Source organism: Amycolatopsis sp. NPDC049688, from assembly GCF_040674975.1.
GTDB lineage: Bacteria > Actinomycetota > Actinomycetes > Mycobacteriales > Pseudonocardiaceae > Amycolatopsis.
In genome coordinates this window covers 130,083-155,559 of the sequence record NZ_JBFANY010000014.1, presented here as the reverse complement: position 1 = coordinate 155,559, position 25,477 = coordinate 130,083, and the positions used below count along the sequence as shown (strand labels likewise).

Below are 25,477 nucleotides of genomic sequence, written 5' to 3'. Positions count from 1 at the left end.
CCCTCGATCTGTGAACCCCAATTCAACCAAACCCACCGATCGTATATCAGATGCCATACTGGACGGCATGAAGCGACCCGAGGAACTCCGCAGCCACCGGTGGTTCGGCGGCGACGAACTGCGCAACTTCAGCCACCGCGCCCGCAGCCGCCAGCTCGGCTACAACCCGGAAGAGCACCTCGGCAAACCGGTCATCGGCATCCTCAACACCTGGTCGGACATCAACCCCTGCCACATGCACCTGCGCGAACGCGCCGAGCAGGTCAAGCGCGGGGTCTGGCAGGCAGGCGGGTTCCCGCTGGAGTTCCCGGTCGCCACGCTGTCGGAGACCTACCAGAAGCCGACGCCGATGCTCTACCGCAACCTGCTGGCCATGGAGACCGAGGAGATCCTCCGCTCCTACCCGATCGACGGCGCCGTCCTGATGGGCGGCTGCGACAAGACCACGCCGGCGCTGCTGATGGGCGCGGCCAGCGCGGGCCTGCCGGCGATCTTCGTCCCGGCCGGGCCGATGCTGCGCGGGCACTGGCGCAACGAGGTCCTCGGCAGCGGCACCGACATGTGGAAGTACTGGGACGACAAGCGCGCCGGGCTGATCGGCGACGCCGAAATGTCCGAACTGGAGCGCGGGCTGGCCCGGTCACCGGGGCACTGCATGACGATGGGGACGGCGTCCACCATGACCTCGGCCGCCGAGGTGCTCGGCGTGACGCTGCCGGGCGCCGCGTCGATCCCCGCCGTCGACTCGGCGCACCACCGGATGGCCGCGGCCAGCGGCGCGCGGATCGTGGACATGGTCCGGGAAGACCTGACCATCACCCAGGTCCTGGACAAGCGGGCGTACGAAGACGCCATCACCACCGTGCTCGCGCTCGGCGGCTCGACCAACGCCGTGATCCACCTGATCGCGATGGCCGGCCGCAGCGGGATCCCGGTCTCGCTCGCGGATTTCGACGCGATCGCCCGGCGCGTGCCGGTGCTGGCGAACATCCGGCCCGGCGGCGACTGGCTGATGGAGGACTTCTACTACGCCGGCGGCCTGCCCGGGCTGCTCTCGCGGCTGACCGACCTGCTGCACCCCGAACGCCCCACCGTCACCGGCCGGACGCTCGGCGAGAACCTCGCGCAGGCGAGCGTGCACGACGACGACGTCATCCGGACGCGGGACAACCCGGTCGCCGCCGAGGGCGGGGTCGCGGTGCTGCACGGGAACCTGGCGCCGTCGGGCGCGGTCATCAAGCACATCGCCGCCGAGCCGCACCTGCTGGCGCACACCGGCCCGGCCGTGGTGTTCGAGAACTACCCGGACCTCAAGAAGCGGATCGACGACCCGGCGATCACCGCGGACTCGGTGCTGGTGCTGCGCGGCTCCGGCCCGCTCGGCGGCCCCGGCATGCCCGAGTACGGGATGCTGCCGATCCCCGCGCACCTGCTCGCCCAGGGCGTCCGGGACATGGTCCGGATCTCCGACGCGCGGATGAGCGGCACCAGCTACGGCGCCTGCGTGCTGCACGTGGCGCCCGAGTCGCACGTCGGCGGGCCGCTGGCCCTGGTCCGCGACGGCGACCTGATCACGTTGGACGTCCCTTCGCGCACCCTGCGGCTCGAAGTGTCCGATGCGGAGCTCGACCGGCGGCGTGCCGGGTGGACGGCGCCCGCGCCCCGCTTCGAACGCGGTTACGGCGCGCTCTACAGCGAACACATCACGCAGGCCGACGAAGGCTGCGACTTCGACTTCCTGGCCCGGGCCGGTCACAATCCCGAACCCGATGCCCGGTGAGTTCACCGATCCGTGCCCGGTTCATCCCCCGTTAGGGCGAGTCGTACGGCTTGTCCGGGTGCCCCGTACGCTGACCTCGTCACCGGCGCGACCCGGCGCCTGTTGAAGGGGTGGAGAGTTGCCGTACGAACCGCGCTGGCCCGACTCACACGGTGAGCAGACCGACGTCCTCCCGGTCGTCCGGCCCGAACCGGAACCGGACCCCGGTCGCACGTCGAAGCGCTCCTTCCGCAAGGCCGGCCTGATCGCGGGCGGGGTGTTCGGGCTGCTCGTCGCGGTGTACGGGATCGATCTGCTGATCAGCCAGGGCAGCGTCCCCCGCGGGGTGACCGTGGCCGGCGTCGACGTCGGCGGGATGGACCGCGACGCCGCCGAGCAGGAGCTGCGCGGGCAGATCGAGCCGCGGCTGACCCGCCCGATCACCGTCACCGCCGGCGAGTACCAGGGCACGCTCTCGCCGACCATCGCCGGGCTGAAGCTCGACTGGCCGCAGACCCTCGACCAGGCCGGCGAGCAGCCGCTGAACCCGTTCACGCGGCTGTCGTCGCTGTTCTCCAGCCGCGAGGTCGGTGTCGTCAGCCACGCCGACGACGCGAAGCTCACCGCCGCCCTCGAGCAGCTGCGTGGCCAGGTCGACCGGGATCCGGCCGAGGGCACCGTGAAGTTCGACGGCGTCCAGCCGGTCGCCGTGCCGCCGAAGGCCGGGCAGAAGCTCGACGTGCCGGCCGCGACCGCCGCCGTCGTCGAGAAGTGGGCGCGCGGGGAAACCCTGGCCCTGCCGGTGACGAGCACGCCGGTCCGGACCACGGCCGAAGGCGTCCAGGCGGCCCTCGACGGGTTCGCGCGCCCCGCCGTCTCCGGCCCGCTCGTGGTCAAGGGCGAGGGCAAGGACGCCACGGTGAAGCCGGAAGCGATCGCCGCGGCGATCACCTTCGAGCCGGCCGACGGCGGCGGGCTGACGCCGAAGATCGACAACGCGAAGATCGCCGAAGCCGCCGGGCCGCAGCTGAAGTCCACCGAGAAGGAGGGCAAGGACGCGACCATCGTCTTCGAAGGCGGCAAGCCCGCAGTCGACCCCTCCACCGACGGCCGGACCATCGACTGGGACCCGAGCCTCAAGCCGCTGCCGGACGTGCTGAAGAAGACCGAGGGCCGCGAGGTCCCGGCGATCTACAAGGACAGCCCGGCGAAGGTCACCACCGACCAGGCGAACCAGCTGGGCGTCAAGGAGGTCGTCGGCGAGTTCACGACGCAGAAGTTCGCCGCGGACTCCGGCGTCAACATCCGCGTCGTCGCGCAGAAGGTGAACGGCGCCATCGTCAAACCCGGGGAAACCTTCAGCCTCAACGGTTTCACCGGCCCGCGCGGCACCGCGCAAGGGTACGTCGAGGCGGGCGTGATCAAGGACGGCGCCCCGGGGCGCGAGGTCGGCGGCGGCATCTCGCAGTTCGCGACCACGTTGTACAACGCGGCGTACTTCGCGGGCCTGAAGGACGCCGGCCACAAGGAACACAGCTACTACATCAGCCGCTACCCACCCGCCCGCGAAGCCACGGTGTTCCAGAACCCCAACGGCTCCAGCGTCATCGACCTCAAGTTCACCAACGACTCGCCGACCGGCATCGCGATCCAGACGATCTGGACGCCGTCGTCGATCACCGTGAAGCTGTGGGGCACCAAGCGCTACACCGTCGAGTCGATCCCGGGCGCGCAGACCAACCAGAGCGAACCGCAGCCCAAGCCGGGCCCGGCGGAGAACTGCCACGCCTCGAACGGCGCGCCGGGGTTCACGACCACGGACACCCGCGTGCTCAAGGACGCCGCCACCGGCCGCGAAGTGAGCCGCTCGACCCGGACCGTCCACTACAACCCGCAGCCGAAAATCGTCTGCGGCGAGGCGCAGTGACCTCCTAACGGACGTTCACGCTGGGCGTCCGCGGCGGTACCCTGAGTGCCCATGAGCGGACGCGCGGTGGGGTTCCGGGACGTCCTCGGCGTGACCGAGTTCCGGGCCCTGTTCGCGGCGCAGCTCGTCTCGGTCACCGGCGACCAGCTGGCGCGGGTCGCGCTGTCGATCCTGGTGTACGACCGCACGAACTCACCGGGCTGGGCCGCGCTGACCTACGCGCTGACGTTCCTGCCGGACCTCGTCGGCGGCCCGCTGCTGTCCGGGCTGGCCGACCGGTACCCGCCGCGGACGGTGATGGTCTCGGCGGACGTCCTGCGGGCCCTCGCGGTGGCCGTGATGGCGACACCCGGACTCCCGCTCCCGGCGGTGGCGGCGCTGCTGGTCGGCGTCCAGCTGTTCAACCCGGTGTGGAATTCGGCGCGCGCTGCGCTGCTGCCACAGGTGCTGCCCGGCGACAGTTTCGTGCCCGGGATGGGCCTGCTGATGATGCTCGTGCAGGCGGGCCAGGTCGCCGGGTTCGCCCTCGGCGGGCTGCTCGTCGCGCGCCTCGGCACCGGCGGCGCCCTGATGGCGGACGCGGCCAGCTTCGCCGTGTCGGCCCTGTTCCTGGTCAGCGGCGTCCTCCCGCGGCCGCCGCGGGAGAACGCCGGGGTCCGCTGGTGGCGGCACGTGCGCGCGGGCTGGACGGTGGTGGCCGGCGACCGGCGGCGGCTCGCCCTGGTGGCGCTGGGGTGCGTGTCGGGGATCTACATCGCGGGCGAGGCGATCGCCGCGCCGTACGCCGCCGAGCTCGGCGGCGGGGCGGTGGTGGTCGGGCTGCTGCTCGGGGCGTACGCGCTGGGGAACGTGCTCGGCATGGCGGCGCTGTCGCGGATCCCGCCTTCGCGGCGCAGCCGGCTGCTGGGGCCGCTGGCCGTGCTGGCGTGCGCGGCTTTGCTGGGCTGCGCACTGAAACCGGACCTGGCGGCCACGTTGACCCTGTTCACGCTGTCCGGGGTGGCCAGTTCGTACAACTTGGTCGCGAACACGACGTTCGTGCAGCTGACGCCCGAGGCGCAACGGGCGCAGGCGTTCGGGTTCGCGTTGACGGCGCTGCGGGTGTCGCAGGGCCTCGGCGTGGTGCTCGCGGGCCTGGCGGCCGAACGCGTGGCTCCGCACGGCGTGGTGGCCGGTGCGGGCGGTGTGGGCGTGCTGGCGGCATTGGGGGCGGCTCGCCTGTGGCGGCAGGCGCAACCGGATCCCCGGTGACCGGCGCTGGTGCCGGTCACCGGGCACCGGTCAGGACCGCGTCCAATCGGTCGGGCACTGCGGCAGCGCTGGCGAGACGCCGGGCCGGGTCCAATCGGTCGGCAGCTCGCGCACGGTCCAGTCGGTCGGCAGTTCGCGGGCGGTCCAGTCGGTCGGCGCCTGGCGGGTGGTCCAGTCGGTCGGGATCGCCCGGGTCCAGTCGGTGGGGAGCTGCCGGGTCCAGTCGGTCGGCCGCTGCGCGCGCCGGCGGGACGGGACGATGTTGGCGTTGGGCAGGAAGTGCGACATGATTTCTCCAGTTCGTGAGGGTTTACACACGGTGCGTGACCGAACGGTAGCCTGACCGGCCTAGTGACACACCGCGTTCATTCGATTACAGTGACGATTTCCGCGAAGAGTTCCGTCCTGGGAAGAGGGGCGTTTCGTGGGATTGTCCGGGTCCCAAGGGCGAAAGCCCAGCTCAGAACGTCCACGATCAGGTATCCGTACGTGGGCGATGTGGAAGCTGGCCACTCCGGTGCTCGGCTATGTCCTCGTCGTCGACGCGCTGGCGTTGATCATGGTCGCGACGACGGCCGCGCTGGTGCCGATCACGGCCCAGTCGCTGCTGTGGTGCGGCCTGATCCTGGCCGGTGAAATCGTGCACCTCGAAGCGGCGCAACGGATCGAGCGCATCCGCGAGCTGGCCGCCGACGGCCGGCCGCACATGCACCTGCAGTCGATCTGGATCTTCGCCGGCCTCCTCCTGCTGCCCCCGCCGCTGGCCACTGTGGTCATCGTCGTCAGTTATGCCCATTCGTGGGTCCGGGTCTACAAACGGCGGGGCGTAATTCACCGGAAAGTGTTTTCCGGTGCCACGGTGATCCTCGCCTGCGCCGCCGCGGGCGGCGTGCTTTCGGCGGGCACCGGGCATGTGGCGCCGTACGTGCCCTATCTGGACGGTTTCGGCGGGATGACCGCGCTGCTGGTGTCCGGGCTCGGCTACTTCGGCCTCAACTACGTGCTGGTGATCCTGGTGATCCTGATGAGCAACCCGGGCAAGCCGCCGCGGCAGGCGTTCGGCAACCCGTCCGACGTGCTGATCGTGCTGGCCGCGGTCGGCGTCGGCTGCGGCATCGCGCTGGTGATGACGGTCCGGCCGTGGCTGCTGCCGGTGCTGATGGTGACGCCGGTGGCGCTGCACATCGGCCTGCTGCTCCCCCAGTTCCAGGCGGCGGCGCGCACGGACTCCAAGACGGCGCTGCTCGCCCCGGAGTTCTGGGTCCAGCTGGCCCGCAACGAGCTGGCCCGCGCGGCGGAGCTGTCCTCGACGGCGGGTGTGCTGATGATCGACATCGACCACTTCAAGGCCATCGACGACGGCAACGGCCACCTGGCGGGCGACGAGGTCCTGCGCGCGGTGGCGGCGGCGATCCAGGGCTCGGTCCGCGGCGGCGACTACGTTGGCCGCTTCGGCGGCGACGAGTTCGTGGTCCTGCTGCCGGGCACGACGAGCGCGGAGATCGCGTCGGTCGCGGACCGCATCCGCACGGCGATCGCCCGCATCGAGGTTCCGGTCCCGGTGATCCGCCCGGGCAAACCCGAAGTGATCACCGGCCTGACGGCCTCGATCGGCGCCGCGGTGTACCCGGAAACGGCCACGGAGTACACGATCCTGCTGCAGGCGGCGGACGACGCGGTGTTCGAGGCCAAGGCGGGCGGCCGCGACCGGGTGGTACTGGCCACCGCCCGCACGGAACTGACGCGCCCGGAGATCCCGGACGCCCTTTGACCTCCCCCGGGTTCGCCCCGCCCGATTCGAGGGTGATTCACGGGCTTCGCGCGCGCCGGGGTCACAGGTCGGACATGACCGGCCTTTTCCCCCAACCCGGCCCGAGCCCGGCGTATCATTTCACCGGATCCCCGGATCAGGGCTGACGAGGGAGGCGGTCAAGCGGGATGACTGCATCTATCATCGTGATCTACCTGGCCATCGGCGCGGTACTGGCCATGATCAGCGCCTTTTTCATGGGTCCGCGGACCTTCAAGCTCGCCGAAAAGTCGATCGACAGGGTCGTCGGGCTCGCCAATTTCCAGCGCCAATTCAAAAAAGGCTTGCTGTCGCGGCTGCGGTGGATAATAACGTACCGGCTCCTGTTCTTCCCGATCTTCACCACGGCCTGGCCGGTCACCGTCGCCTACATGCGCCGGGGGATCATCTCGAAGGACTACCGCGAGCGGACCAGAGGCGTGAACCTGGCGCCCGTGAACCTGCAGATCGCCCTGGCGCTCTTCGGGTTCGCCCTGCTGCTCCTCGTGCTGCGGATCCTGGACGGCCCGGGCTGGGCGATCGACACGGGATCCGTGTTCCTGCTGGTCGCCCTGATCGCCAACCTGATCTCGAATTCCCTGTCCGCCCTCGACCTGCCCGGTCAGCTGCGCCGGAACCTGATGCAGCCGTACGTGCAGTTCATCGCGATCGCGGCGTTGCAATACCTCACGCTCCTTTCCGGTTCCCTGCTGCTCGGCCCCCTCCAGGTGGGCGGGAAACCGACGCTCGACGTCGTCATCGACCAGATCAAGGGACTGGGTGCCTTCACCCACGTCTTCGACGTCGTTCTCAGCACGCCGCGCACGCCGTCGGCCATTCTCCTGACCCTGGCCGGGATCTGCCTGTTCGCCATGATCGGCAAGGTCCTGTTCCAGTACAAGAAATTCGTCCGGCAGCCCGCCGACCACGCGAACATCGTGGCGACGCTGAGCGTGCTGGGCCGGATCGAGGAGGCCCGGCGCTGGCTGGACACGCTCGACGAGCAGCGTTTCCGGGACGCCGCGATGCTCGGCGCCCGGGTCATGGTCCTGGTCGGCGAGAACGAACACGAGAAAGCCTATTCCCTCGCCGAGGCGCAAGTCGTCCTGCGCACCGGCGACGACGACCGGCCTCGACGGCACCACACCGTCGACGACGTCCTGATCAACCTCCTGACGACTTCGTCGTTCATGAACCTGCGGACCGGCCAGTACTGGCAGCTGGCCAGGTTCGCGGTGCGCCGCGGGATCACCGACGGCTGCCTGGCCACCCTGATCTGGCCCCTGTGCGAAGACCTCGACGTCGACGAGGTGGAAAAACTGGCCGGAATCGGGATCTCCCGCGAAAGCCACCCGATCACGCATGCGACGGCCGCCTGGCTGCTGGCCGACGGTTCCCCCGGGGAAAATGAAGCCCGGGCCCGCTTGGCGGCGGCCCAGCCGGTGTCGGACACCGACAAGATCGCGCGCGCCATGGTGGACTGCCGGATCCGCATCTTCCACCGCGACGACGTCACCCCGGCCGCCACGGAACTGCTGGACCTGCTGGCGGCCGCCGATCACCTCCCGCCGTGGTGCGGTCCGACGTTCGGCGTCGGCGTGGACGAGCTCGTCGCCTCCCGGTTGCTCGGACGGGACCTGCAAGAGCGCGCCCGGCAGTGCGAAAGGGCCTTGTACGAGGGCCTCGGCCGCGGGGAGGTCGAAATCTACAACTCCCTGAAGGCCGCGAGCCGCATCCTTTCCGGTCAGCAGTAGCACCCTCGGGTGGCGTCCGGCCGCGCCGGACGCCACCCGGGTCCGCACCTCAAGGCAGCGTCGCCAGGGAATCTTCGAGCGTGGCGTCGGGAAGCTCGTTGTCCACCATGTTCCCCGCGAGGTAGGCACCGTACGCGGGCAGGTCGAGGTGGGCGTGCCCGCACAACGCCGTCAGGATCACCTTCTCCTCCCCGGTTTCCTTGCACCGCAACGCCTCCTGGATGCACGCCGCCAGGGCGTGCGTCGGCTCCGGTGCCGGGATGATGCCCTCCGACCGGGCGAACTGCACCCCCGCCGCGAAGCACTCCTGCTGGCCGACGGCGAGCGCCTCGATCAGCCCCAGCTCGTAGATGTGGGAGATGAGTGGTGACATCCCGTGGTAGCGCAGGCCGCCCGCGTGGATCGGGTCCGGGATGAACTCGTGGCCGAGGGTGTGCATCTTCAGCAACGGGGTGAGCCCGGCGGTGTCGCCGAAGTCGTAGGCGTACTTCCCCCGCGTGAGTGACGGGCACGCGGCCGGCTCGACCGCGCGGATCACCGGGTCCATCCGGCCGGCCAGCTTCTCGCGCAGGAACGGGAAGGCCAGGCCGCCGAAGTTGGAACCGCCGCCGGTGCAGCCGACCAGGACGTCCGGGGTGTCGCCGGCCAGTTCGAACTGGCGGAGCGCCTCTTCGCCGATAACGGTCTGGTGCAGCAGCACGTGGTTGAGCACGCTGCCCAGCGCGTACCGCGTGTCCGGGTCCTGCGCCGCCTGCTCGACGGCCTCGCTGATCGCGATGCCGAGGCTGCCGGTGGAGTCCGGGTGGTCCTTGAGGATCGCGCGACCGGACTCGGTCAGCTCCGACGGGCTCGGGTGGACGGTCGCGCCGAACGTCTCCATCATCAGCTTGCGGTAGGGCTTCTGGTCGTAGGACGCGCGCACCTGCCAGACCTCGCACTCCAGCCCGTACTGGGCGCAGGCGAAGGCGAGCGCGCTGCCCCACTGGCCGGCCCCGGTCTCGGTGGTCAGCCGCGTGACGCCTTCGGCCGCGTTGTAGAACGCCTGCGGCACCGCGGTGTTCGGCTTGTGCGAGCCGACCGGGCTGACACCCTCGTACTTGTAGTAGATCCGCGCCGGGGTGCCCAGCGCCTTCTCCAGCCGTCGCGCGCGGAACAGCGGCGACGGGCGCCAGAGCCGGTAGACCTCCCGGACCTCCTCCGGGATGTCGACATAGCGATCCGTCGTCACTTCCTGGGCGATGAGCGCCTGCGGGAACAGCGGCGCGAGGTCCGCCGGCCCGACCGGCTCGCGGGTGCCGGGGTGCAGCGGCGGCGGTGGCGGCTCGGGCAGGTCGGGGATGACGTTGTACCACTGGGTCGGGAGATCGGCTTCGTCCAGGACGTACTTGGTCTGTTCAGCCATCACGCCTCCTTGGTCGGCATCCCAACCTAGGCCGCTCCCGGCCGTGGAGCCAGTACGGTGTTCGGGTGAGGAATCCGGTCCCGGCCGCCCCGGACGGGCGTACGTGTCCGCAGTAGACGGTTCCGACCCGGACGGCCGGCAGGCCGCCCCGGTCGCCGGCATCCCGGAAAGGACGTTGCGATGACCGACCTCCCGATGTGGCACCCGCCGTCCGGCCGTGGCCCGGGCCTGGTGCTGGTCCAGGAGATCTTCGGCCTGGACGACTACCTGCGCTCGGTCGCGGCCGGCCTGGCGGAGGCGGGGTACGTGGTGGCGGTCCCCGAGCTGTTCCGGCGGATCGCCCCGGGCTGGTCGTCGACGCACGACGAAGCCGGCGTCGCGGCCTCGGCGGAGGTGGCGGCGAAGTTCGACCCGGCGCTGGGGCTGTCGGACGTGCTCGACGCGGTCGCCCACCTGCGTGCGCTGCCGTCGGTTTCGGGCGGGGTCGGCGTGCTGGGCTTCTGCCTGGGCGGCTCGCTGGCCTTCGCGGCGGCGGCCGAGGGCGACCCCGACGTGGCGGTGTCCTTCTACGGCTCGAGGGTGCCGGAGCAGATCGCGGCCCTGGACCGGGTGTCGTGCCCGATCCAGTTCCACTTCGGCGGGCAGGACCCGTACATCCCGCGGTCGGACGTGGCCGTGGTGGAGGCCGCGGTGGCGGCGCACCCCGGGGCGGAGATCCACGTCCAGGAGGAGGCCGGGCACGCGTTCCACAACCACGTGGCCCCGATGTTCCACCACCCCGCCGCGGCGGCCCGCGCGTGGGAGCTGACGACGGAGTTCCTGCGCCGGACGTTGCCGGCGTGACCCGGGCGCGCACTGCACCGCGCCCGGCGTTTGTCAGAGTTCACAAGCTCCGGATCCGGTCGATGCGCGCCCGGATCGCTCTCGTCTGCGGGTCATCGGGGCCCAGGACCTTCGCGAAGCCGGCGTGAGCGCGCTGCAGAAGGGAGAGACCGACGGCGACGTCACGTTCGAGCACGTGGGCCATGCCGAGCCCGACGAGAGAGCCGAGCAGGTCGGGGTGCTCGTCGCCGAGGACGCGCGTGCGCCGCGCGACCACGTCCGTCCAGACCTGCCGGGCCTTCGCGCAGTCGCCGGCCGCGAAGTAGGCCGTGGCCAGGTTGTCCTGGGAGACCAGCGTGTCCGGGTGATCGGCGCCGAAGGTCCGTTCCCGGTCGGCGGCCACGGCCTCGAGCATCGCCGTGGCCTCGTCGAGGCGGCCGACGCTCAGGTAGGCGTGGGCGAGGTTGTTCCGGGTGCTGAAGGTGTCCGGGTGGGCCGGCCCCAGAACTCTGGTCCGGTCGGTCAGGAGGCTTTCGTGCAGCGGAATCGCGGCGGCCACGTTCCCGGCCGACTCGTGGGCGTTCGCGACGTTGTTGCGCAGGGTGAAGGTGTTCGGGCTGTCCGGCTCGAGGACCCGTTCGGCGGCGGCGAGCGCCGCCTGGTGTTGCGAGAGTGCCGTGGCGACGTCGCCGGCACGCTCGTGCGCGCCGGCGAGGTTGCTGAGGTACCCGATCGTGTCCGGATGGTCTTCACCCAGCACACGGGTCGCTTCGGCGTGAACGTCTCGGTGGATGGCCAGCGCCTCCGCCACCTTGCCGGTGGCGAGCAAGGCATCCGCGAGCTCGTCCCGGGAACCGAGGGTGGTCGGATGGCTGCGGCCCAGGAGCCGTTCGGAGGCGGCCGCAGCCGTTTCGAGCAACGGGATCGCGCCCGGGAGATCACCGGCCGTGGCCAACGCGTGCGCGAAGTTCATGCGGCACCCGAGGGAGGTCGGGCTGTCCGGGCCGAATGTCTTCTCGCAGGCGGGCAGCAGCTCCCGGTACAGGCCGATGGCGCGCGGCAGATCGCCGGATCGGGTAAGGGCGCCGGCCAGGGCCGCCCGGCAGAGGATCGTCGTCGGATGGGTGCGGCCCAGGGCCTGCTCACAGTCCGCGACGATTTTGCGGTGCTCGGCGATGGCGTCCGCCACCCGGCCCGCCGCCAGGGTCGCGTCGGCGAGCTGTTTCCGGCAGTTGATCGTGGCGGGGTGAAGCAGCCCGGATATCCGGGTGCGGATTTCGAGGGTCGCCGTGTAGCCGGCAACGGCTTTCGCGAGTTCACCCTTCGACCGGTGGAAATCGGCCAGCTCCTCGCGGGCGGCCAGCGTTTCGGGGTGTTCCCCGCCCAGGATCCGCTCGACGGTGACGACGGTCGCCTGCTGCAACTCGACAGCACGGGCCGGATCACCGAGCTGCGCGTGCACCGACGCAAGGCTGCGTTGCGACGTCAGGGTGTCACGGTGCTCGGGTCCCAGGACCGCACAGCGTCGGTCCAAAGTGGACTCATAGAGCGGGATGGCCCGCCGGAAGTCCCCTTTGGACTCGTAGCAGGCGGCGAGGCTGCTGCGGCAGGTGAGGGTGATCGGGTGATCGGGGCCGAGAACTCGTTCGTACTGCGCGAGAACGGCCTCGGTCAGCGGCAGGGCGCTCGCCAGATCACCGGCCGTGTGGAGGGCGACCGCCAGGTTGTTGCGGAAGGTCAGGACGCCGAGGTGATCGGGACCGAGGAGGCGCTCGCCGTCCGCGATGGCGTCCTTCAGCATCGGGATGGCGCGGTCCACCTTCCCGGCAGCGCTGTACGCGCTGGCCAGGTTGATTCGAGCGGTCAGCGCCGGGCTGTCCTCGGGATCGAACACCCGGCGGGTGCTTTGCTCACACCGTTCGAGGAGGTCGATGGCGCCGTCGAGGTCACCCTGGTCGCGGAGGAAGGACCCGGCCTTCGTCAGCAGCTGACAGGTCTCCGCGATGTCGGTCTCCGGGGCGGCGAAGGCGAGGAGGGCCAGGGCGTGCGGCAGGGTGGCCCGGTACCGCGCCCAGGACCGGGGATCGCGGAAGTCCTCGGCCAGGCTGCCGGAAAGCCGGGCGGTGGCGGCCGCGCGGGCGTCCGCGATGAGCCCGGGCTGCCGGTGGGGATCGGCCGGGTCCGGGGTGCGCGTGACGGCCTGGACGAGGCGGTGGACGGCGATGTCGCCGTCGGTCAGCTTGATCATGCTGAAGGCGTGGAGCCGCCCCAGGGCGTCGAGGTCGTCCGGGCTGTCGAACAGCAGGCGCGGGATGCCGGCCGAGGCGTACCAGGCCAGCTGCCGCAGCAGTGCGCCGGCCGCCGGGGTGGCGGCGAGGCGGTCGAAGGTGACGTGCCAGACCCGGGCCATGGTTCGCTGCGCGTCCCCGCCTTCGCCGGTGGCGGCGAACATGCGGGCGGGGTACCGGGCGAGCAGTTCGAGGTAGGCGGCCGGCGTGATGCGGGTCTGCGCGAGGTAGGCGCCGGCCTGCTCCAAGGCCAGGGGCAGCCAGCCGAGTTCCTCGCACAACGGCGTGGCGAGCGGGACGTCGGCCTCCGGCCAGTCCGCGGCGACGACGCGGGTCAGGAGTTCCTCCGCGTCGCCGGACGGCAGCACGTCGAGGGCCAGGGTGCCCAGGCCCCGCCAGCCGGTGCGCTGCCGGGCGGTGATGACGACGGTGCCGGCGGAAACCCGGCCGAGCACCACCTCGGCGTCGGCGGGGGTGGTCAGGTTGTCGAGGACCAGCAGCCAGTCACGGCGGCCGCCGAGCCACCGGAGGGCCACCTCGACACGCTCGCCGACGGCCAGGGCGGCGGAATCCGGCGCCACGGCCACGGCCAGCTCGGCCAGCCCGCCCCGGATCGCGGCGGGCGTGTCCGCGGTGATCCACCAGGTGAAGCGGTACCGCTCGGCGTTGAGGTGCGCATAGCGGGCCACGAGGGTGCTCTTGCCGACCCCACCCAACCCGTGCACGACGGCGACCGGCCCTGCCTCGCGGAGGAGGCGGTCGAGCCGGGCCAGCTCGGCAGAGCGCCCGACGAAGAGCCGGGACGCGGCGGGCACGCGCCCCACGGCCGGCGCCGGATCGGACCGGCGCGCGTGGAAGTGCACGCCGCCGGTGATCGTCCCGGCCTGGACGACGGAACCCGGCACGAAGCCGCCGACGGTGTTCACGACCTCAGCCACGCCCCGAGTATCGCGGGCGGTCCGGGGTTTCCGCCATGCTCGATCGCTTCCGGGACAACGCCCGCGCAAAAACCTTGCCGACCACCGTGTTCGACGCCCGAGCTGCGGCCGGCCGTCAGGAGTTCTTGCGCTGATTGGCGTTGAACCGAGCCTTCTTCTGCCGGTTCCCGCACGTATTCATGTCACACCACCGGCGAGTCCGGCTCTGACTGGTGTCGAGAAACGCCGCCCGGCAAGTGGGCGACGCGCACAATGCCAGTTTCCCGTCTCGCTCTCCCGCCAGAATACTGATCGCGTCGGCCGCGATCACCCCCAACGCATCTTCCACGCCGTCCGGTGAGCTGAGCCGCCACCGCCGGTCGCCCTCGGGCGTCAGGACGGCCACCGCCCGGCCCTCGCTGCTGCGGTGGTTGATGACCTCCACCGCCGGCGCCGGGAGGGCTTCCTGCATCGCCGCCGCTGTGGCCGCCGCGTGGATCGCTTCCCTCAGCTCACGGGCGAGCTCCAGCTGGGCCTCCGTGCAGGACTCCACGTCGAGGCCGTTCACCACCAGCCAATCGACCAGGCGCTGCGGTGTCGGAATGCGCTCCACCGCGTCGCCGCGACGCTCCGACAACGTTCCCGTGAAGCTGGTCGCCAGCACGCTGCCCAGCCGGAAACCGGGGAACCCCGCTCGCATGGAACCACCTTAGCAGGTTGCCCGCCGCCCGCGGACCGTGTTAGAACCGTCTTAGCCGGTTCAGCCAAGGAGGTCCCATGCCCACCAGCGACGTGCACCCGTTCGAAGCCCACGTCCCCGACGCCGACCTCGAGGATCTGCGTGCCCGGTTGGCCGCCGCGCGGCTTCCGGAACCGGAGACGACGTCCGGCCGCTGGGAGCAGGGTGTTCCGCTCGCCGATCTCGTCGACGTCGTCGATTACTGGCGTACCGGGTACGACTGGCGGTCGTTCGAAGCGCGGCTCGACCGCATCGGACAGTTCCGCACGACCATCGACGGCCTGGGGATCCACTTCCTGCACCGCCGATCCGCCCGCGCGGACGCCACCCCGCTGCTGTTGACCCACGGCTGGCCGGGCAGCGTCGCCGAGTTCGCCGACGTCGTGGACGAGCTGGCGGATCCCGGAACCGCCGGGGCACCGGCCTTCCACGTCGTGGCCCCGTCCCTGCCGGGTTTCGGTTTCAGCGGCAAACCCGCCACCACCGGGTGGGGGACCGAAAAGATCGCGGCCGCCTGGGTCGAACTCATGACACGGCTCGGCTACCCCCGCTTCGCGGCGCACGGCGGCGACTGGGGCGGCGTGATCACCACGATCCTCGCCGGCCGGTTCCCGGCGCACGTCCTCGGCATCCACACCACGACCGCGCAGGCGCCGCCGGGCCTGCCCACGGACGGGCTGACGGCCTCAGAACGCCGCTGGGCGGAGGAAACCCGCGATTTCTGGCGCCATCGCGCGGCGTACGCGAAGCAGCAGGCGACCCGCCCGCAGACCATCGGCTACTCGCTCGTCGACTCACCGGCCGGCCTGCTCGCCTGGATCCTCGACAAGTTCGCCGAATGGACGGACACCGAGGACAGCCCGTTCGAGACGATTTCCCGGGACCGGATCCTCGACGACGTCACGCTGTACTGGCTGACGCGGACCGGCGCATCGGCGGCCCGGATCTACTACGAGAGCCACGATTCGCTGGATCCCGGGCTCCGGGTCGACGTCCCGGCGGCGATCAGCGTGTATCCGCGCGACATCGAGAAGTGCCCGCGTCCCTGGGCGCAGGAGCGGTTCCGGCGGATCGTCCGGTGGGCGGCACCGCCGGCCGGGGGCCATTTCCCGTCGCTGGAGGTTCCCGGGTATTTCGTCAAGGACCTGCAAGACGGCCTCGCGGCGGTACTGGCCGCCGCGCGGTGAACCCGTGTCCGCCCGGCCGGAGGGATCGTCAAGGCCTGATTTCGAGCTGATCGCGGCGCCGGGTCAGGGCGGCCGTCTCGGCGGTGTTGCCCGCCAGCTCGATGGCCCGGTCGTACGCCGCGCGGGACTCGCGGCTGCGGCGGAGGCGGCGCAGCAGATCCGCCCGGGTCGCGTGGTAGGCGTGGTAGCCGGCCAGCTTGGCCTCGAGCCGGTCGACCGCCGCCAGCGCCACCTCCGGGCCGTCGAGCTCGGCGACCGCGACGGCCCGGTTGAGGGCGACGATCGGCGACGGGTCGAGCCGGACGAGCTGGTCGTAGAGCGCGAGGATCTGCGACCAGTCGGTGTCGCGCATGTCCCGGGCGGACGTGTGCACGGCGTTGATCGCCGCGAGGACCTGGTAGCGCCCCGGCGCCACGCCGGTGGCCAGGCGCTCACGCACCAGCCGGTGCCCCTCGGCGATCAGCGCTGTGTCCCACGCGCCGCGGTCCTGCTCGCCGAGGGCGACCAGTTCGCCGTCCGGTGAGACCCGGGTGTCACGGCGGGCCTCGGTGAGCAGCATCAGCGCCAGCAACCCGGTCACCTCGCCGTCGTCCGGCAGGAGGGCGTGGATCAGGCGGGTGAGGCGGATCGCCTCGGCGGTCAGGTCGCGGCGCACCGGATCGGTGCCCGGGCCGGTCGCCAGGTAACCCTCGTTGAACACCAGGAACAGCACGGTGAGCACGCCGTCGACGCGGGCCGGGAGGTCCTCGGCGGACGGCACGCGGTACGGGATGCGGGCCGCCTTGATCTTGGCTTTCGCGCGGGTGATCCGCTGCCCCATGGCGCTCTCGGCGACCAGGAACCCGCGGGCGATCTCGGGCATGGTCAGCCCGGCGACCAGGCGCAGCGTCAGCGCCACGCGGGCCTCCACCGCCAGCGCCGGGTGGCAGCAGGTGAAGATCAGCCGGAGCCGGTCGTCGTCGAGGGCACCGGGCGGCTGCGGCGGGTCGTCGTCGTACCCCACGAGAGCCTCCCTGTGCTTGTCGTCGCGCTTGCTCTCGCGCCGGATCCGGTCGATGGCCTTGCGGGTGGCGGTGGTGGTCAGCCAGGCGCCGGGGCTGGGCGGCACGCCGTCGGCCGGCCAGCGTTCGACGGCGACCGCGAACGCCTCGGCCGCCGCCTCCTCGGCGACGTCGAGATCACCGAACCGCCTGGTCAGCGCGGCCACCACCCGCGCCCACTCGGCGCGGTGAGCTCGGGAGACCGCCTCTTCGACGTCGCTCACCGGAACGGCCGGACCTCGATCTTGCGGTCACAGACCTTCGACGCCTCCGCGGCGAGCTTGAGCACCACGTCCAGGTCGGGGGCCTCCCACACCCACACGCCGGCGAGGTACTCCTTCGACTCCACGAACGGCCCGTCGCTGAACACCGCCTGCTCGCCCCGGTTGTCGACGACGGTGGCCGCGTCGGTGTCCGCGAGCCCCCCGGCGAACACCCAGTAGCCCTCGGCGATCAGGCGGTCGTTGAACTCGCTGATGGCCGGCTGCCGGTCGGTGCTGCCGGGATTGCTCTTGTCGTCGATCACGGAAACCAGGTACTGCATCCGAAACTCCCTGTGTGCGAAGGACCGCTTCACCCCTGCTACGAACGCCACCGTACGGATCCGACACGCCGCCCGGATTTATTTCGGAGGATCTTCCCGCGCCGCGGTGCCAAGCTGGTCCCCATGGGCTCGGACTGGTCATGGGATTTGACGTTCCCCGCCGGCGCGTTGGGCCGGGAAGGCGTCGAACGGCTGCTGGCCGTGGCCGGCACGGCCGGGCTGTCCCCGGAACGGCCGGGCGGCGGGTGCAACGGCTTCGGCTCGTCCCCGGGGCACGAGGGCGAGCACCGGGTGCTGGACCGGGAACAGCTGGTGCCGGGCCTGGCCACCGGTTCGTGGGGCACCAACCTGTGGCTGGGGTCCGATGTGGACGTCTTGCTGTTCACCCGTCACGGCGACTGGGACACCGTGATGCTGTCGCTGGACGCGTGTTACGGCCGGCGGACCCCGGATGCCCGGGCCGAGCCGTTCCGGGCCCTGCACCGGCGGCTCACCGGGCTGTGGGTGGCCCTCGCGGACGAGCTCGGCGCGCTGTTCGGCCGGGTCGAGGACGAGTGGTCGCTGGAGCAGATCTGGGACGCGCTGCGCGATCCGCGCTCGGCCGACGTCCCGCCGCCCCCGGGTGCCTGGCCGGAGTGGCTGAGCTGGTCGACCTACTTCGACGCCGGCCGCGGCCGGGCGCTGCCGCCCCTCCCGGCGGAGCTGGGCGCCCACGTCCGGCGGACGCCCGCCGGGGCCACGGTGATCGAGCTGGCGGACGACCCGGCCGCGGTCGATCCCGTGCGGTTCGCCCGGCTGCACCAGGTGCTGGCCGGAGCGGCCCGCGGCTGACCCTTCAGCCGCGGTCCGCCCCGATGGCGACGCCGACGATCGTGCAGGGTTCGGTGCCGTGGTTGCGCCAGGCGTGCCGGGTGCCGTTCTGGACGACGACGTCGCCCGCCCGGACCACCGTCCGCTCGCCGTCGCCGAGGTCGAGGGTGATCTCGCCCGCGACCACCACGACGTAGTCGATGCTGTCGGTGACGTGCATCCCCGGGTCGCCGGGATCCATCGTGGCCGCCGCGCCGGGCATCCGCCGCTCCAGTTCGGCGAGGGCGGCGGCCACGTCGACGTCCGGCGGCGGGGCCGGATCGCCCGGCGGGATCGTGTTGACCATGAACCGGGACCCGGCCGGCGGCGGGTAGTACGCCCCGGCGGGACGCGGCGCACCGTCGTCCGGGAAGACGGGCCGCTCGTCCCGCCCCCACAGGCGGTAGGCCGCGCAGCCGGGCAGCAGCGCGGAAGTGACCGGCTCTACGGCGCTGTCGTCGACCACGCGTGCCCGGCCCGCGCCGTCGTGGCCGGTCACCACCCGGCGGATTCGCTGGTGTTCCACCCGTCCCCCTTTGATACGCCTGCGTATGGATACGCCACCGTATCCTCCGCCTGCGAGGCCGGTCAATACGCCGGCGTATCCTCTGGCCCGTGGCGAAGGAGTCGACCCGGTTGTCCGCGCAGGACTGGGCCCGGGCCGCGGTGCGGGCGATCGCGGACGGCGGCCTGGCCGCGGTCGCGGTCGAACCGCTGGCGCGCACCCTCGGCGTGACGAAGGGCAGCTTCTACGCGCACTACCGGAACCGGGACGAACTGGTCACGGCGGCCCTCGCCGAGTGGACGCGAAGCCACGGCGACGAGGGACTCGCCGAGTTCGCCGCGATCAGCGACCCGGCGCAGCGGTTGCGCGAACTGCTGTCCGCCGTCGTGCACGCGGTCCGGCCGCTCGCGCCCTCGGTGCACCTGAGCCTGCTCGGCGACCGCAACGACCCCCGGGCCCGCGACGCCGTGCACCGGGTGAACCGGGCCCGCCTGGAGCTGCTGACCAGGACGTACGGCGAGCTCGGCCTGCCGCCGGACCGGGCGGCGACGCGGGCCCGCATCGCCTACGCGGCCATCCTGGGGCTGGTGCACCTGGCCCAGACCGATCCCCACCCGCCCGAGGCCGCCCACCTCGCCGACGAGGCGGCGGCCGTCTTCCTGCCGGCGTGACGGGTGGTCCGCGCCGCCACCGGCGCCTACGCTGAGGCCGATCGCCCGGACCCACGCGGAGGACTGCGCCATGCCCCATGCCGTCGACTTCGGGACCGTATCGATGACCGGCCTGGAAACGTCGCCGGTCGCCGATGCGCTGGCCGGCCTGCGGGCGAACGAAGCCCGCTACTTCAAGAACAAGTACGACCACGAGTTCACCGTGGAGCCGGCGGCCGACGCCCGGCCGACGGTCGACTGGGTGCACCGGATCCTCGAGGAGGAACGCGGCATCGTCATCGCCTCCCGCCCGCTCGAGGCGACCGCGTTCCAGGTCGAGAACATCCGGATGGCTTACGTGTTCTACGAAAGCGGCCTGTCGGTCAACGTGATGTACACCGTGGACGACGGCGGGAAGCGGGCGGTCGGGTTCAAGCTCTCCGACGGGATGGACGTGCCCGGGGAGCTGTCGTCGTTCAAGTTCGCCCGCCAGAAGTCCAAACTGGCCGGCACCATCCGGGGCTCGTACTTCGTCATCAAGGGCGAGTACTGACCAAGCTCGCCCGGCGATGGCCGCCGCCGGGTCCGGAGACCCGGCGACGGCCGCCGTACTACGTCCGGTAGCGGAACAGGATCCGGCCGCGGTTCAGGTCGTACGGGCTGAGCTCCACCAGGACCCGGTCGAACGGCAGGATCTTGATGAAGTTCTTCCGGATCTTCCCGCTGATGTGCGCGAGGACCTTGTGCCCGTTCTCGAGTTCCACCCGGAACGTCGCTCCGCGCAGGCACTCGATCACCGTGCCCTCGACTTCGATGCCGGCCATCAGCGCAACACCAGCTCGAGGTTGCTGCCCACCCGGCGGGCTCCGGCGCCCTCGAACAGCGCCACCGCAGCCGGGTTCGTCTCGTTCACCTCGGCCGACGCCGTCGGAATTCCCTTGCGGTGCAACGTATTCAGCACGGACGAGAGCAGCGCGCGGCCGATCCCGCGGCGCTGCCGGTCCGCACGGACCGCGATCAGCCCGATGCGCGGCTGCCGCGTCACCGCCGCCAGGCGGACCAAGCCCACGTAGCCACCCCCGGCCGCCGCCACCACGTACTTGGTGACGTCCGGCGTGTCCGGGCGGGGCAGGATCTCGGCCGGCATCTCCTGCCAGCCCACCGCCGCCGACACCTCGGCGCGGATCACGTCTTCGAACGCGCGCAGCGAACGCTCGTCGGACGGCGGCCCGAGCGTCACGCCCGCGGGAACGGGAACGGGATCGACGTCCGTCGGGACCACGTACTCCCATTCACGGCGCCGGATCGTGAACCCGGCCGATTCCCAGCGGGCCCGGAGATCCGCGTCCGCTTCGTCGACCACGGTGAACAGCGGCCTCGGCAGGGCCGGCAGCATGTCCGCCGCGAGCAGCGCGAAGCCCGCGTCGTCCCACGTGTCGATGCTGAGGAAGAGGCGGCCGTCCGGTCGCCGGGACACTTCCCCGCGGCCGGCCACGCCCGGTCTTTCGAACAGATGATTCATGGTGTCGCCTTTCGGGAGCCTCTCGAAGCGCTCCCGGCGACACCTCCGTCAGCCGCCCGCCCGTGACGACGAGAGGGAGCACCCACTGCGTACAACGTTCACGGGTCTCACCTCCTCGGGCCGGGTCACGGTCAAGGGGCAAGCTAGCAGCCCCGCGCGCGTCCCGCCCACCGGTTTTCCGCCGCCGAGACCGGTCAGGAATCGAGAAGCGCCGGTCAGCGCGCCGGACCTAGCGTTACCGGCATGACGAACAGCGAAATCATCACCCTCGAAGTCACCGACCCCGCCGCTGCCGAGCGCTTCTACGCCGACGCCTTCGGGCTCACCACGCAGCTGCGCTTCCGCGCCTCGGACGCCCCCAGCACCGGCTTCCGCGGCTTCACCCTCTCCCTCACCGTGCCGCAGCCCGCCGACGTCGACTCCCTCATCGGCACCGCCCTCGAAGCCGGCGCCACGACGATCAAGCCCGCCACGAAGTCCATGTGGGGCTACGGCGGCACCGTCCGGGCGCCGGACGGGACGATCTGGAAGCTCGCCACCTCCGCCAAGAAGAACACCGGCCCGGCGACCCGGAAGATCGACGCCGTCGTGCTGCTGCTGGGCGTCGCCGACGTCACCGCGAGCAAGAAGTTCTACGTCGACCGCGGCCTGGCCGTCGGGAAGAGCTTCGGGAAGATGTACGTCGAGTTCGAAGCCGGGTCGAGCCCGGTCAAGCTGGCGCTGTACCGGCGCAAGGCCCTGGCCAAGGACGCCGGCGTCCCGCCCGAGGGCACCGGCTCGCACCGGATCGCGGTCGGCGGCGCGACCGAGCCGTTCACCGACCCGGACGGGTTCGCCTGGGAGACGACGGCCGCCGCGAGCCTTTCCTGATCGGCCGCGCGCCGGGCCGGCGTCAGGCGCCGTTCCCGGCCGTCCGCAGCCGTTCGAGGTATTCCCGGGTGTCGCCGGCTTCGGACGCGCCGATGCGCTCGAAGATTTCCGACGCGGTCCGCAGCTCGCGGGCCGCGACGTCCGGCCGGGCCGACCGCGCGGCGCAGCGGCCCAGCCCGTCCAGCGCCCGGGCCTCCTCCAGCGGGCTGTTGACGGCCCGGGCGAGGGCCAACGCCCCTTCGTAGCGCGACGCTGCTTCGCCGACCCGGTCCGTTTCCATCAACAGCACGCCGATGTGGTTCAGGGCTTCGGCTTCGCCCAGGCGGTTGCCCAGGTCGCGGTAGATCTTCAGGGCCTGGACCTGGCTCTGCTCGGCGGCGGCCAGGTCCCCGATCCGGTGCTGGGCGGCCCCCAGCTCGTTGAGGCCGCCCGCTTCGCCGAGCCGGTCGCCCAGCGTGCGGGAGATGGCCAGGGCCTGCTGGTGGGCGTCGATGGCCTTCCGGTACTTGCCGACCATCCGCCACACGACCGCGAGGCTGTTGAGCGCGAAGGACTCGCTGAACCGGTCGCCCACCTGCTGGAAGCCGTGCACGGCCCGCGTGTGCGCCTCGATCGCGCCGTCGAAGTCGCCCATCGTGCGGCGGGCGATGCCCAGTTCGTTCCAGGCATCGGCCTGGCCGAGCTGGTCGCCGAGGTCCTCGTAGAGGCGCAGGGACTTCGTGTGCGCGGCCACCGCCGCCTGGTAGTCCCCGTCGACCAGGTGGACGATGCCCAGCTGGTTGAGCGAACGCGCCTCGCTGGAGCGGTCGTCCAGGTCCCGGGCCATCTCCAGCGCCCGGGTGTAGGCCGCGGCGGCGCCGCGGTAGTCGTCGACCAGGCGCCGGACGGCCCCGAGCTGCCCCCACGCAGCCACCTGACCGGCCTCGTCCTCGAGTCTCGTGTAGCAGTCCAGCGCCGCCGTGTGCGACTCGATGGCGCGCTTGTAGCTGCCCATCCGCCGCTGCACGTTCCCCAGCCGGTTGAGCGCGTGCGCCCGGGCGAGCTCGTTGCCGGTGCGGGCCGCGGACTCCGCCGCCGCCTCGTGCAACCGCACCGCCTGGTCCCACGGCCCGGCGAGGTAGAGGAACTTCGCCAGGCTCTCCGCCAGCCCGATCACCTGGTCGTGCCACCCGTGGCCGATGGCGTACTCGGCACAGGCGATCAGGTTCACCGCCTCCGTGCGCATCCAGGCCCAGGCCTCCATCCGGCTGCTGAGCCGCACGCCGTGCCCGGCCGGGACGCGGCCCCGGAACGCGCCACCGGAGTCGCGCTGGCCGTCCGTGGTGACGTCCCGGGCGATGTGGTGCGCGGCGACCGCGGCCGTCGCGCGGTAGTGGTCGAAGAGGCGGCCGATGGCCTGCTCGCGGTCGGCCGCGGCGTCGCCCTGGCTGAGTTTGCGGCCGAATTCGCGGATCAGGTCGTGCATGCGGTAGCGGTCGAACGCCGGCTCCTCGACGAGGTGGTCGTTGTAGAGGACCTCCAGGTGCGCGCCGGCCTCGGCCACCGGGACGTCCGCCAGTGCCGCGGCGCCGTGGGCGTCCAGTTCCGGCCCGGGGTGCAGGCCGAGCCGCCGGAAGAACCGCTGCCGGTCGGCGGTGAGCTCCCGGTAGGACAGGTCGAAGGCGGCGGCCACCTCGATGTCCTCCGCCCGCAGTTCGCCGAGCCGGTCGTGCGCCGAGCCCAGGTCGCCGGCCAGCTTGGCCACGCTCCACTGCGGACGGCTGCGAAACCGCCCGGCCAGCAGGGAAACGGCCAGCGGCAGCATCCCGCAGAGCCGGACCACCCGGTCCACGTGCTCGGCGTCGGCGGCCCCGCCGAGCCGGCCGGACAGCCGGGTGAACAGCGACGCCGCCTCGTCGGGCGGCAGGATGTCCATCGGCAGGGACACCACGCCCGTCAGCGCGGTGAGCCGGCGGCGGCTGGTGATCATCACCAGCGACCCGGGACTCGCCGGCAGCAGGGGCTCGACCTGGGCGTAGCTGACGGCGTCGTCGAGGATCAGCAGGACCCGGCGGCCCGCCAGCCGGTCGCGCCACATGGCCGCCCGCGCGTCCGGATCGGCGGGCACCTGCTGGGCCGGCACGCCCATGCTGGTCAGCAGGGCCGCCAGGACGTTGGCCGGGTCCGCGGGCTGCTGCCCGGGGGTGTGCCCGTGCAGGCGGACGAACAGCTGCGCGTCCGGGAACCGCTCGGCCAGCAGGTGCCCGGCGTGGACGGCGAACGCGGTCTTGCCGACCCCGGCCATCCCGTCGACGGCGTGGATCGCGACCGCGTCCCCGCGGCCGGCAGCGTCGGCGACCGCGTCGGTCAGCCAGGCGAGCTCCGCGGCCCGGCCGGTGTAGGCAGGCACGTCGCGCGGGAGCGTGCGCACGGCGAATTGCGGTTCCTCCTGCCGGGTGTTCGGGGCGGAATCGGGCACCGTGAAATGAACGTTGGCGTTCATCAGGTGCTGCTGCAGGTGCACCGGGTTGTCCGGATAGGGGTGGTCGGGCAGGCACACCCAGCCGATCGTGTGGGTTTCCTTGGCTTCGACGACGAACGGCCGATAAGTACCCGGCGAACCGTCCGGACTGTGCCGGACCACCTCGTCGAAGAACCACGCCGAAACCATGATCGCCAGCACCCCCGGCGAATTCGCCAGCGCCGTTTTCAGCGGCTGCGAGTCGGCCAGCCGGAACGTCAGGATCACCGACGCCGCCGTCACGCCGTGGCTGTCGTACCGGACTTCCCCGGCGTGCAGGGCCATCCGCAGCCGGATGCGTTCTTCGGGGGCCGCACGCCGGTTGTGCGCGTTCAGGCCCTCGACGAGGGCCGCGGGCAGCACGTCGGCGAAGACCGACTTCGGGGTGTCGGGCGGGGCCAGCACGAACACGCCGTCCCCGCGATCTTCGTGGTAGCAGGTGTCCCAGGAGATGCCGGCCTTGCGGAACGCCCGGCGCAGCGTCTCGTACATCGTGTCCCGGACGGCGACCTGGTGGTGGTTCGCCCGGTGGTGGTCGCCGAACCCCTCGACGTCGACCACGAGCACGGTCCGGTGCACCGCCAGGGGAAACCGCGGCGGCCGGCTCGCCGGATCGGCCGTCAGGCCGACCGGCGGCAGCACCGGGGCCTCCCCCACCGGCGGTTCCGGGTAGGCGGGCTGGCCGGTCAGCAACCGGAGCAGGGATTCGGCGCCGGCCAGGGAAAACCGGTCGACGCGGTACACCGTCGTGGTGGCGGCGGCGAGGAAGTCCGGCACGCCGTCGAGGCTTTGCCCGGGCAGCACGACGGGCACGAACCGGTCCAGGGCGTGCGGGTCGCGGTAGAACGCGTCCCGGATCAGCCGGGTTTCCCACTGCACACCGCGGCCGACGTCCGCGGCGGCGCGCCCCTCCGCGCCTTCGCGGTACTGCGGCGAGGCGACGACCAGGATGTGATCGGCTTCCCGGATCTGCTCGGCCAGCCACAGGGACCAGTCCTGGCGGTGTTCCTCGGAAAGGTCCAGCCGGGCGTCGACGCCACAGGAACGCAGGAACACCCACAGTTCCCGGACCATTCGGTCGTCGGCGGCCGAACCCGGTTCCGGGGCGTAGGAGATGAACACCCGCCGCGGTCGCGGCTTCGTGCCGGATCGCTCGCCCACC

General features: G+C 71.8%; 21 protein-coding genes. 11 read left to right on the top strand and 10 right to left on the bottom strand.

What is annotated here, in order from left to right; genetic code table 11:
* Window positions 1-67 precede the first annotated feature (67 nt).
* From araD to AB0J55_RS34260, 3 genes are all read left to right on the top strand, one after another.
* Complete coding sequence (gene araD / locus AB0J55_RS34270; RefSeq protein ID WP_364258119.1) at window positions 68-1,780, top strand: L-arabinonate dehydratase; 1,713 nt, start codon at window positions 68-70, stop codon at window positions 1,778-1,780.
* Between the two features lie 118 nt (window positions 1,781-1,898).
* Complete coding sequence (locus AB0J55_RS34265) at window positions 1,899-3,686, top strand: VanW family protein (protein WP_364258116.1); 1,788 nt, start codon at window positions 1,899-1,901, stop codon at window positions 3,684-3,686.
* Between the two features lie 51 nt (window positions 3,687-3,737).
* Window positions 3,738-4,937, top strand: coding sequence for an MFS transporter (locus tag AB0J55_RS34260; RefSeq protein ID WP_364258113.1), 1,200 nt, complete (start codon window positions 3,738-3,740; stop codon window positions 4,935-4,937).
* Between the two features lie 30 nt (window positions 4,938-4,967).
* Here the strand turns inward: AB0J55_RS34260 and AB0J55_RS34255 are convergent, their stop codons facing one another.
* Window positions 4,968-5,225 carry a hypothetical protein gene (locus AB0J55_RS34255; protein ID WP_364258110.1) on the bottom strand — a complete coding sequence of 86 codons (258 nt, stop codon included), beginning with the start codon at window positions 5,223-5,225 and terminating at the stop codon, window positions 4,968-4,970.
* Between the two features lie 208 nt (window positions 5,226-5,433).
* Between AB0J55_RS34255 and AB0J55_RS34250 the strand changes: the two genes are divergently transcribed.
* Together AB0J55_RS34250 and AB0J55_RS34245 are read left to right on the top strand one after the other, a co-directional pair.
* Window positions 5,434-6,708: a diguanylate cyclase gene (locus tag AB0J55_RS34250; protein WP_364258107.1), complete on the top strand. Its 1,275-nt coding sequence runs from the start codon at window positions 5,434-5,436 to the stop codon at window positions 6,706-6,708.
* Between the two features lie 167 nt (window positions 6,709-6,875).
* Window positions 6,876-8,480 carry a hypothetical protein gene (locus tag AB0J55_RS34245; RefSeq protein ID WP_364258104.1) on the top strand — a complete coding sequence of 535 codons (1,605 nt, stop codon included), beginning with the start codon at window positions 6,876-6,878 and terminating at the stop codon, window positions 8,478-8,480.
* Window positions 8,481-8,529: 49 nt separating this feature from the next.
* On the opposite strand, the gene AB0J55_RS34240 is transcribed toward AB0J55_RS34245, so the two are convergent.
* Window positions 8,530-9,882 carry a TrpB-like pyridoxal phosphate-dependent enzyme gene (locus AB0J55_RS34240; protein WP_364258101.1) on the bottom strand — a complete coding sequence of 451 codons (1,353 nt, stop codon included), beginning with the start codon at window positions 9,880-9,882 and terminating at the stop codon, window positions 8,530-8,532.
* 180 nt (window positions 9,883-10,062) lie between these two features.
* Here AB0J55_RS34240 and AB0J55_RS34235 point away from each other — a divergent pair, with 180 nt between their 5' ends.
* Window positions 10,063-10,725, top strand: coding sequence for a dienelactone hydrolase family protein (locus AB0J55_RS34235; RefSeq protein WP_364258098.1), 663 nt, complete (start codon window positions 10,063-10,065; stop codon window positions 10,723-10,725).
* A 40-nt stretch (window positions 10,726-10,765) separates the two neighbouring features.
* Here AB0J55_RS34235 and fxsT read toward each other — a convergent pair whose 3' ends face one another.
* Together fxsT and AB0J55_RS34225 are read right to left on the bottom strand one after the other, a co-directional pair.
* Window positions 10,766-13,930 (bottom strand): FxSxx-COOH system tetratricopeptide repeat protein, encoded by a 3,165-nt coding sequence (gene fxsT / locus AB0J55_RS34230; RefSeq protein ID WP_364258095.1) that lies wholly within the window; start codon window positions 13,928-13,930, stop codon window positions 10,766-10,768.
* A gap of 115 nt (window positions 13,931-14,045) precedes the next feature.
* Window positions 14,046-14,609, bottom strand: coding sequence for a CGNR zinc finger domain-containing protein (locus AB0J55_RS34225; protein WP_364258092.1), 564 nt, complete (start codon window positions 14,607-14,609; stop codon window positions 14,046-14,048).
* Between the two features lie 77 nt (window positions 14,610-14,686).
* On the opposite strand from AB0J55_RS34225, the gene AB0J55_RS34220 reads away from it, so the two are divergent.
* Entirely contained in the window at window positions 14,687-15,835 is a 1,149-nt protein-coding gene (locus tag AB0J55_RS34220) for an epoxide hydrolase family protein (protein WP_364258089.1), read from the top strand.
* Between the two features lie 28 nt (window positions 15,836-15,863).
* Here the strand turns inward: AB0J55_RS34220 and AB0J55_RS34215 are convergent, their stop codons facing one another.
* Entirely contained in the window at window positions 15,864-17,099 is a 1,236-nt protein-coding gene (locus AB0J55_RS34215) for a DUF6596 domain-containing protein (RefSeq protein WP_364258086.1), read from the bottom strand.
* A complete protein-coding gene (locus AB0J55_RS34210; RefSeq protein WP_364258083.1) occupies window positions 17,096-17,419 on the bottom strand; it encodes a YciI family protein in 324 nt (107 codons plus the stop codon). Before AB0J55_RS34210 ends, AB0J55_RS34215 begins: the two co-directional genes overlap by 4 nt.
* 123 nt (window positions 17,420-17,542) lie before the next feature.
* Here AB0J55_RS34210 and AB0J55_RS34205 point away from each other — a divergent pair, with 123 nt between their 5' ends.
* Entirely contained in the window at window positions 17,543-18,250 is a 708-nt protein-coding gene (locus tag AB0J55_RS34205; RefSeq protein WP_364258080.1) for a hypothetical protein, read from the top strand.
* Between the two features lie 4 nt (window positions 18,251-18,254).
* On the opposite strand, the gene AB0J55_RS34200 is transcribed toward AB0J55_RS34205, so the two are convergent.
* The gene (locus tag AB0J55_RS34200; protein ID WP_364258077.1) at window positions 18,255-18,794 is read right to left on the bottom strand and encodes a cupin domain-containing protein; all 540 of its coding nucleotides are present in this window, start codon (window positions 18,792-18,794) and stop codon (window positions 18,255-18,257) included.
* Between the two features lie 89 nt (window positions 18,795-18,883).
* On the opposite strand from AB0J55_RS34200, the gene AB0J55_RS34195 reads away from it, so the two are divergent.
* Together AB0J55_RS34195 and AB0J55_RS34190 are read left to right on the top strand one after the other, a co-directional pair.
* Window positions 18,884-19,444 (top strand): TetR/AcrR family transcriptional regulator, encoded by a 561-nt coding sequence (locus AB0J55_RS34195; protein WP_364258074.1) that lies wholly within the window; start codon window positions 18,884-18,886, stop codon window positions 19,442-19,444.
* A gap of 70 nt (window positions 19,445-19,514) precedes the next feature.
* Window positions 19,515-19,976: a phage tail protein gene (locus AB0J55_RS34190; RefSeq protein ID WP_364258071.1), complete on the top strand. Its 462-nt coding sequence runs from the start codon at window positions 19,515-19,517 to the stop codon at window positions 19,974-19,976.
* Between the two features lie 58 nt (window positions 19,977-20,034).
* On the opposite strand, the gene infA is transcribed toward AB0J55_RS34190, so the two are convergent.
* On the bottom strand, window positions 20,035-20,247 hold the full coding sequence (gene infA / locus AB0J55_RS34185; RefSeq protein WP_364258068.1) for a translation initiation factor IF-1: 213 nt from the start codon (window positions 20,245-20,247) through the stop codon (window positions 20,035-20,037).
* A complete protein-coding gene (locus AB0J55_RS34180; protein ID WP_364258065.1) occupies window positions 20,247-20,945 on the bottom strand; it encodes a GNAT family N-acetyltransferase in 699 nt (232 codons plus the stop codon). Before AB0J55_RS34180 ends, infA begins: the two co-directional genes overlap by 1 nt.
* A 243-nt stretch (window positions 20,946-21,188) precedes the next feature.
* Between AB0J55_RS34180 and AB0J55_RS34175 the strand changes: the two genes are divergently transcribed.
* Window positions 21,189-21,815, top strand: a complete 627-nt coding sequence (locus tag AB0J55_RS34175; protein WP_364258062.1) for a glyoxalase — start codon at window positions 21,189-21,191, stop codon at window positions 21,813-21,815.
* Window positions 21,816-21,837: 22 nt separating this feature from the next.
* On the opposite strand, the gene AB0J55_RS34170 is transcribed toward AB0J55_RS34175, so the two are convergent.
* On the bottom strand, window positions 21,838-25,476 hold the full coding sequence (locus AB0J55_RS34170; protein ID WP_364258059.1) for a tetratricopeptide repeat protein: 3,639 nt from the start codon (window positions 25,474-25,476) through the stop codon (window positions 21,838-21,840).
* Window position 25,477 lies beyond the last annotated feature (1 nt).

Coding starts and splice junctions, on each gene's coding strand:
- AB0J55_RS34180 (WP_364258065.1), bottom strand. CDS start 20,945: ATGAATCATCTGTTCGAAAGACCGGGCGTGGCCGGCCGCGGGGAAGTG.
- AB0J55_RS34210 (WP_364258083.1), bottom strand. CDS start 17,419: ATGCAGTACCTGGTTTCCGTGATCGACGACAAGAGCAATCCCGGCAGC.
- AB0J55_RS34190 (WP_364258071.1), top strand. CDS start 19,515: ATGCCCCATGCCGTCGACTTCGGGACCGTATCGATGACCGGCCTGGAA.
- AB0J55_RS34260 (WP_364258113.1), top strand. CDS start 3,738: ATGAGCGGACGCGCGGTGGGGTTCCGGGACGTCCTCGGCGTGACCGAG.
- AB0J55_RS34255 (WP_364258110.1), bottom strand. CDS start 5,225: ATGTCGCACTTCCTGCCCAACGCCAACATCGTCCCGTCCCGCCGGCGC.
- AB0J55_RS34245 (WP_364258104.1), top strand. CDS start 6,876: ATGACTGCATCTATCATCGTGATCTACCTGGCCATCGGCGCGGTACTG.
- infA (WP_364258068.1), bottom strand. CDS start 20,247: ATGGCCGGCATCGAAGTCGAGGGCACGGTGATCGAGTGCCTGCGCGGA.
- AB0J55_RS34175 (WP_364258062.1), top strand. CDS start 21,189: ATGACGAACAGCGAAATCATCACCCTCGAAGTCACCGACCCCGCCGCT.
- AB0J55_RS34250 (WP_364258107.1), top strand. CDS start 5,434: ATGTGGAAGCTGGCCACTCCGGTGCTCGGCTATGTCCTCGTCGTCGAC.
- araD (WP_364258119.1), top strand. CDS start 68: ATGAAGCGACCCGAGGAACTCCGCAGCCACCGGTGGTTCGGCGGCGAC.
- AB0J55_RS34225 (WP_364258092.1), bottom strand. CDS start 14,609: ATGCGAGCGGGGTTCCCCGGTTTCCGGCTGGGCAGCGTGCTGGCGACC.
- AB0J55_RS34240 (WP_364258101.1), bottom strand. CDS start 9,882: ATGGCTGAACAGACCAAGTACGTCCTGGACGAAGCCGATCTCCCGACC.
- AB0J55_RS34235 (WP_364258098.1), top strand. CDS start 10,063: ATGACCGACCTCCCGATGTGGCACCCGCCGTCCGGCCGTGGCCCGGGC.
- AB0J55_RS34205 (WP_364258080.1), top strand. CDS start 17,543: ATGGGCTCGGACTGGTCATGGGATTTGACGTTCCCCGCCGGCGCGTTG.
- AB0J55_RS34220 (WP_364258089.1), top strand. CDS start 14,687: ATGCCCACCAGCGACGTGCACCCGTTCGAAGCCCACGTCCCCGACGCC.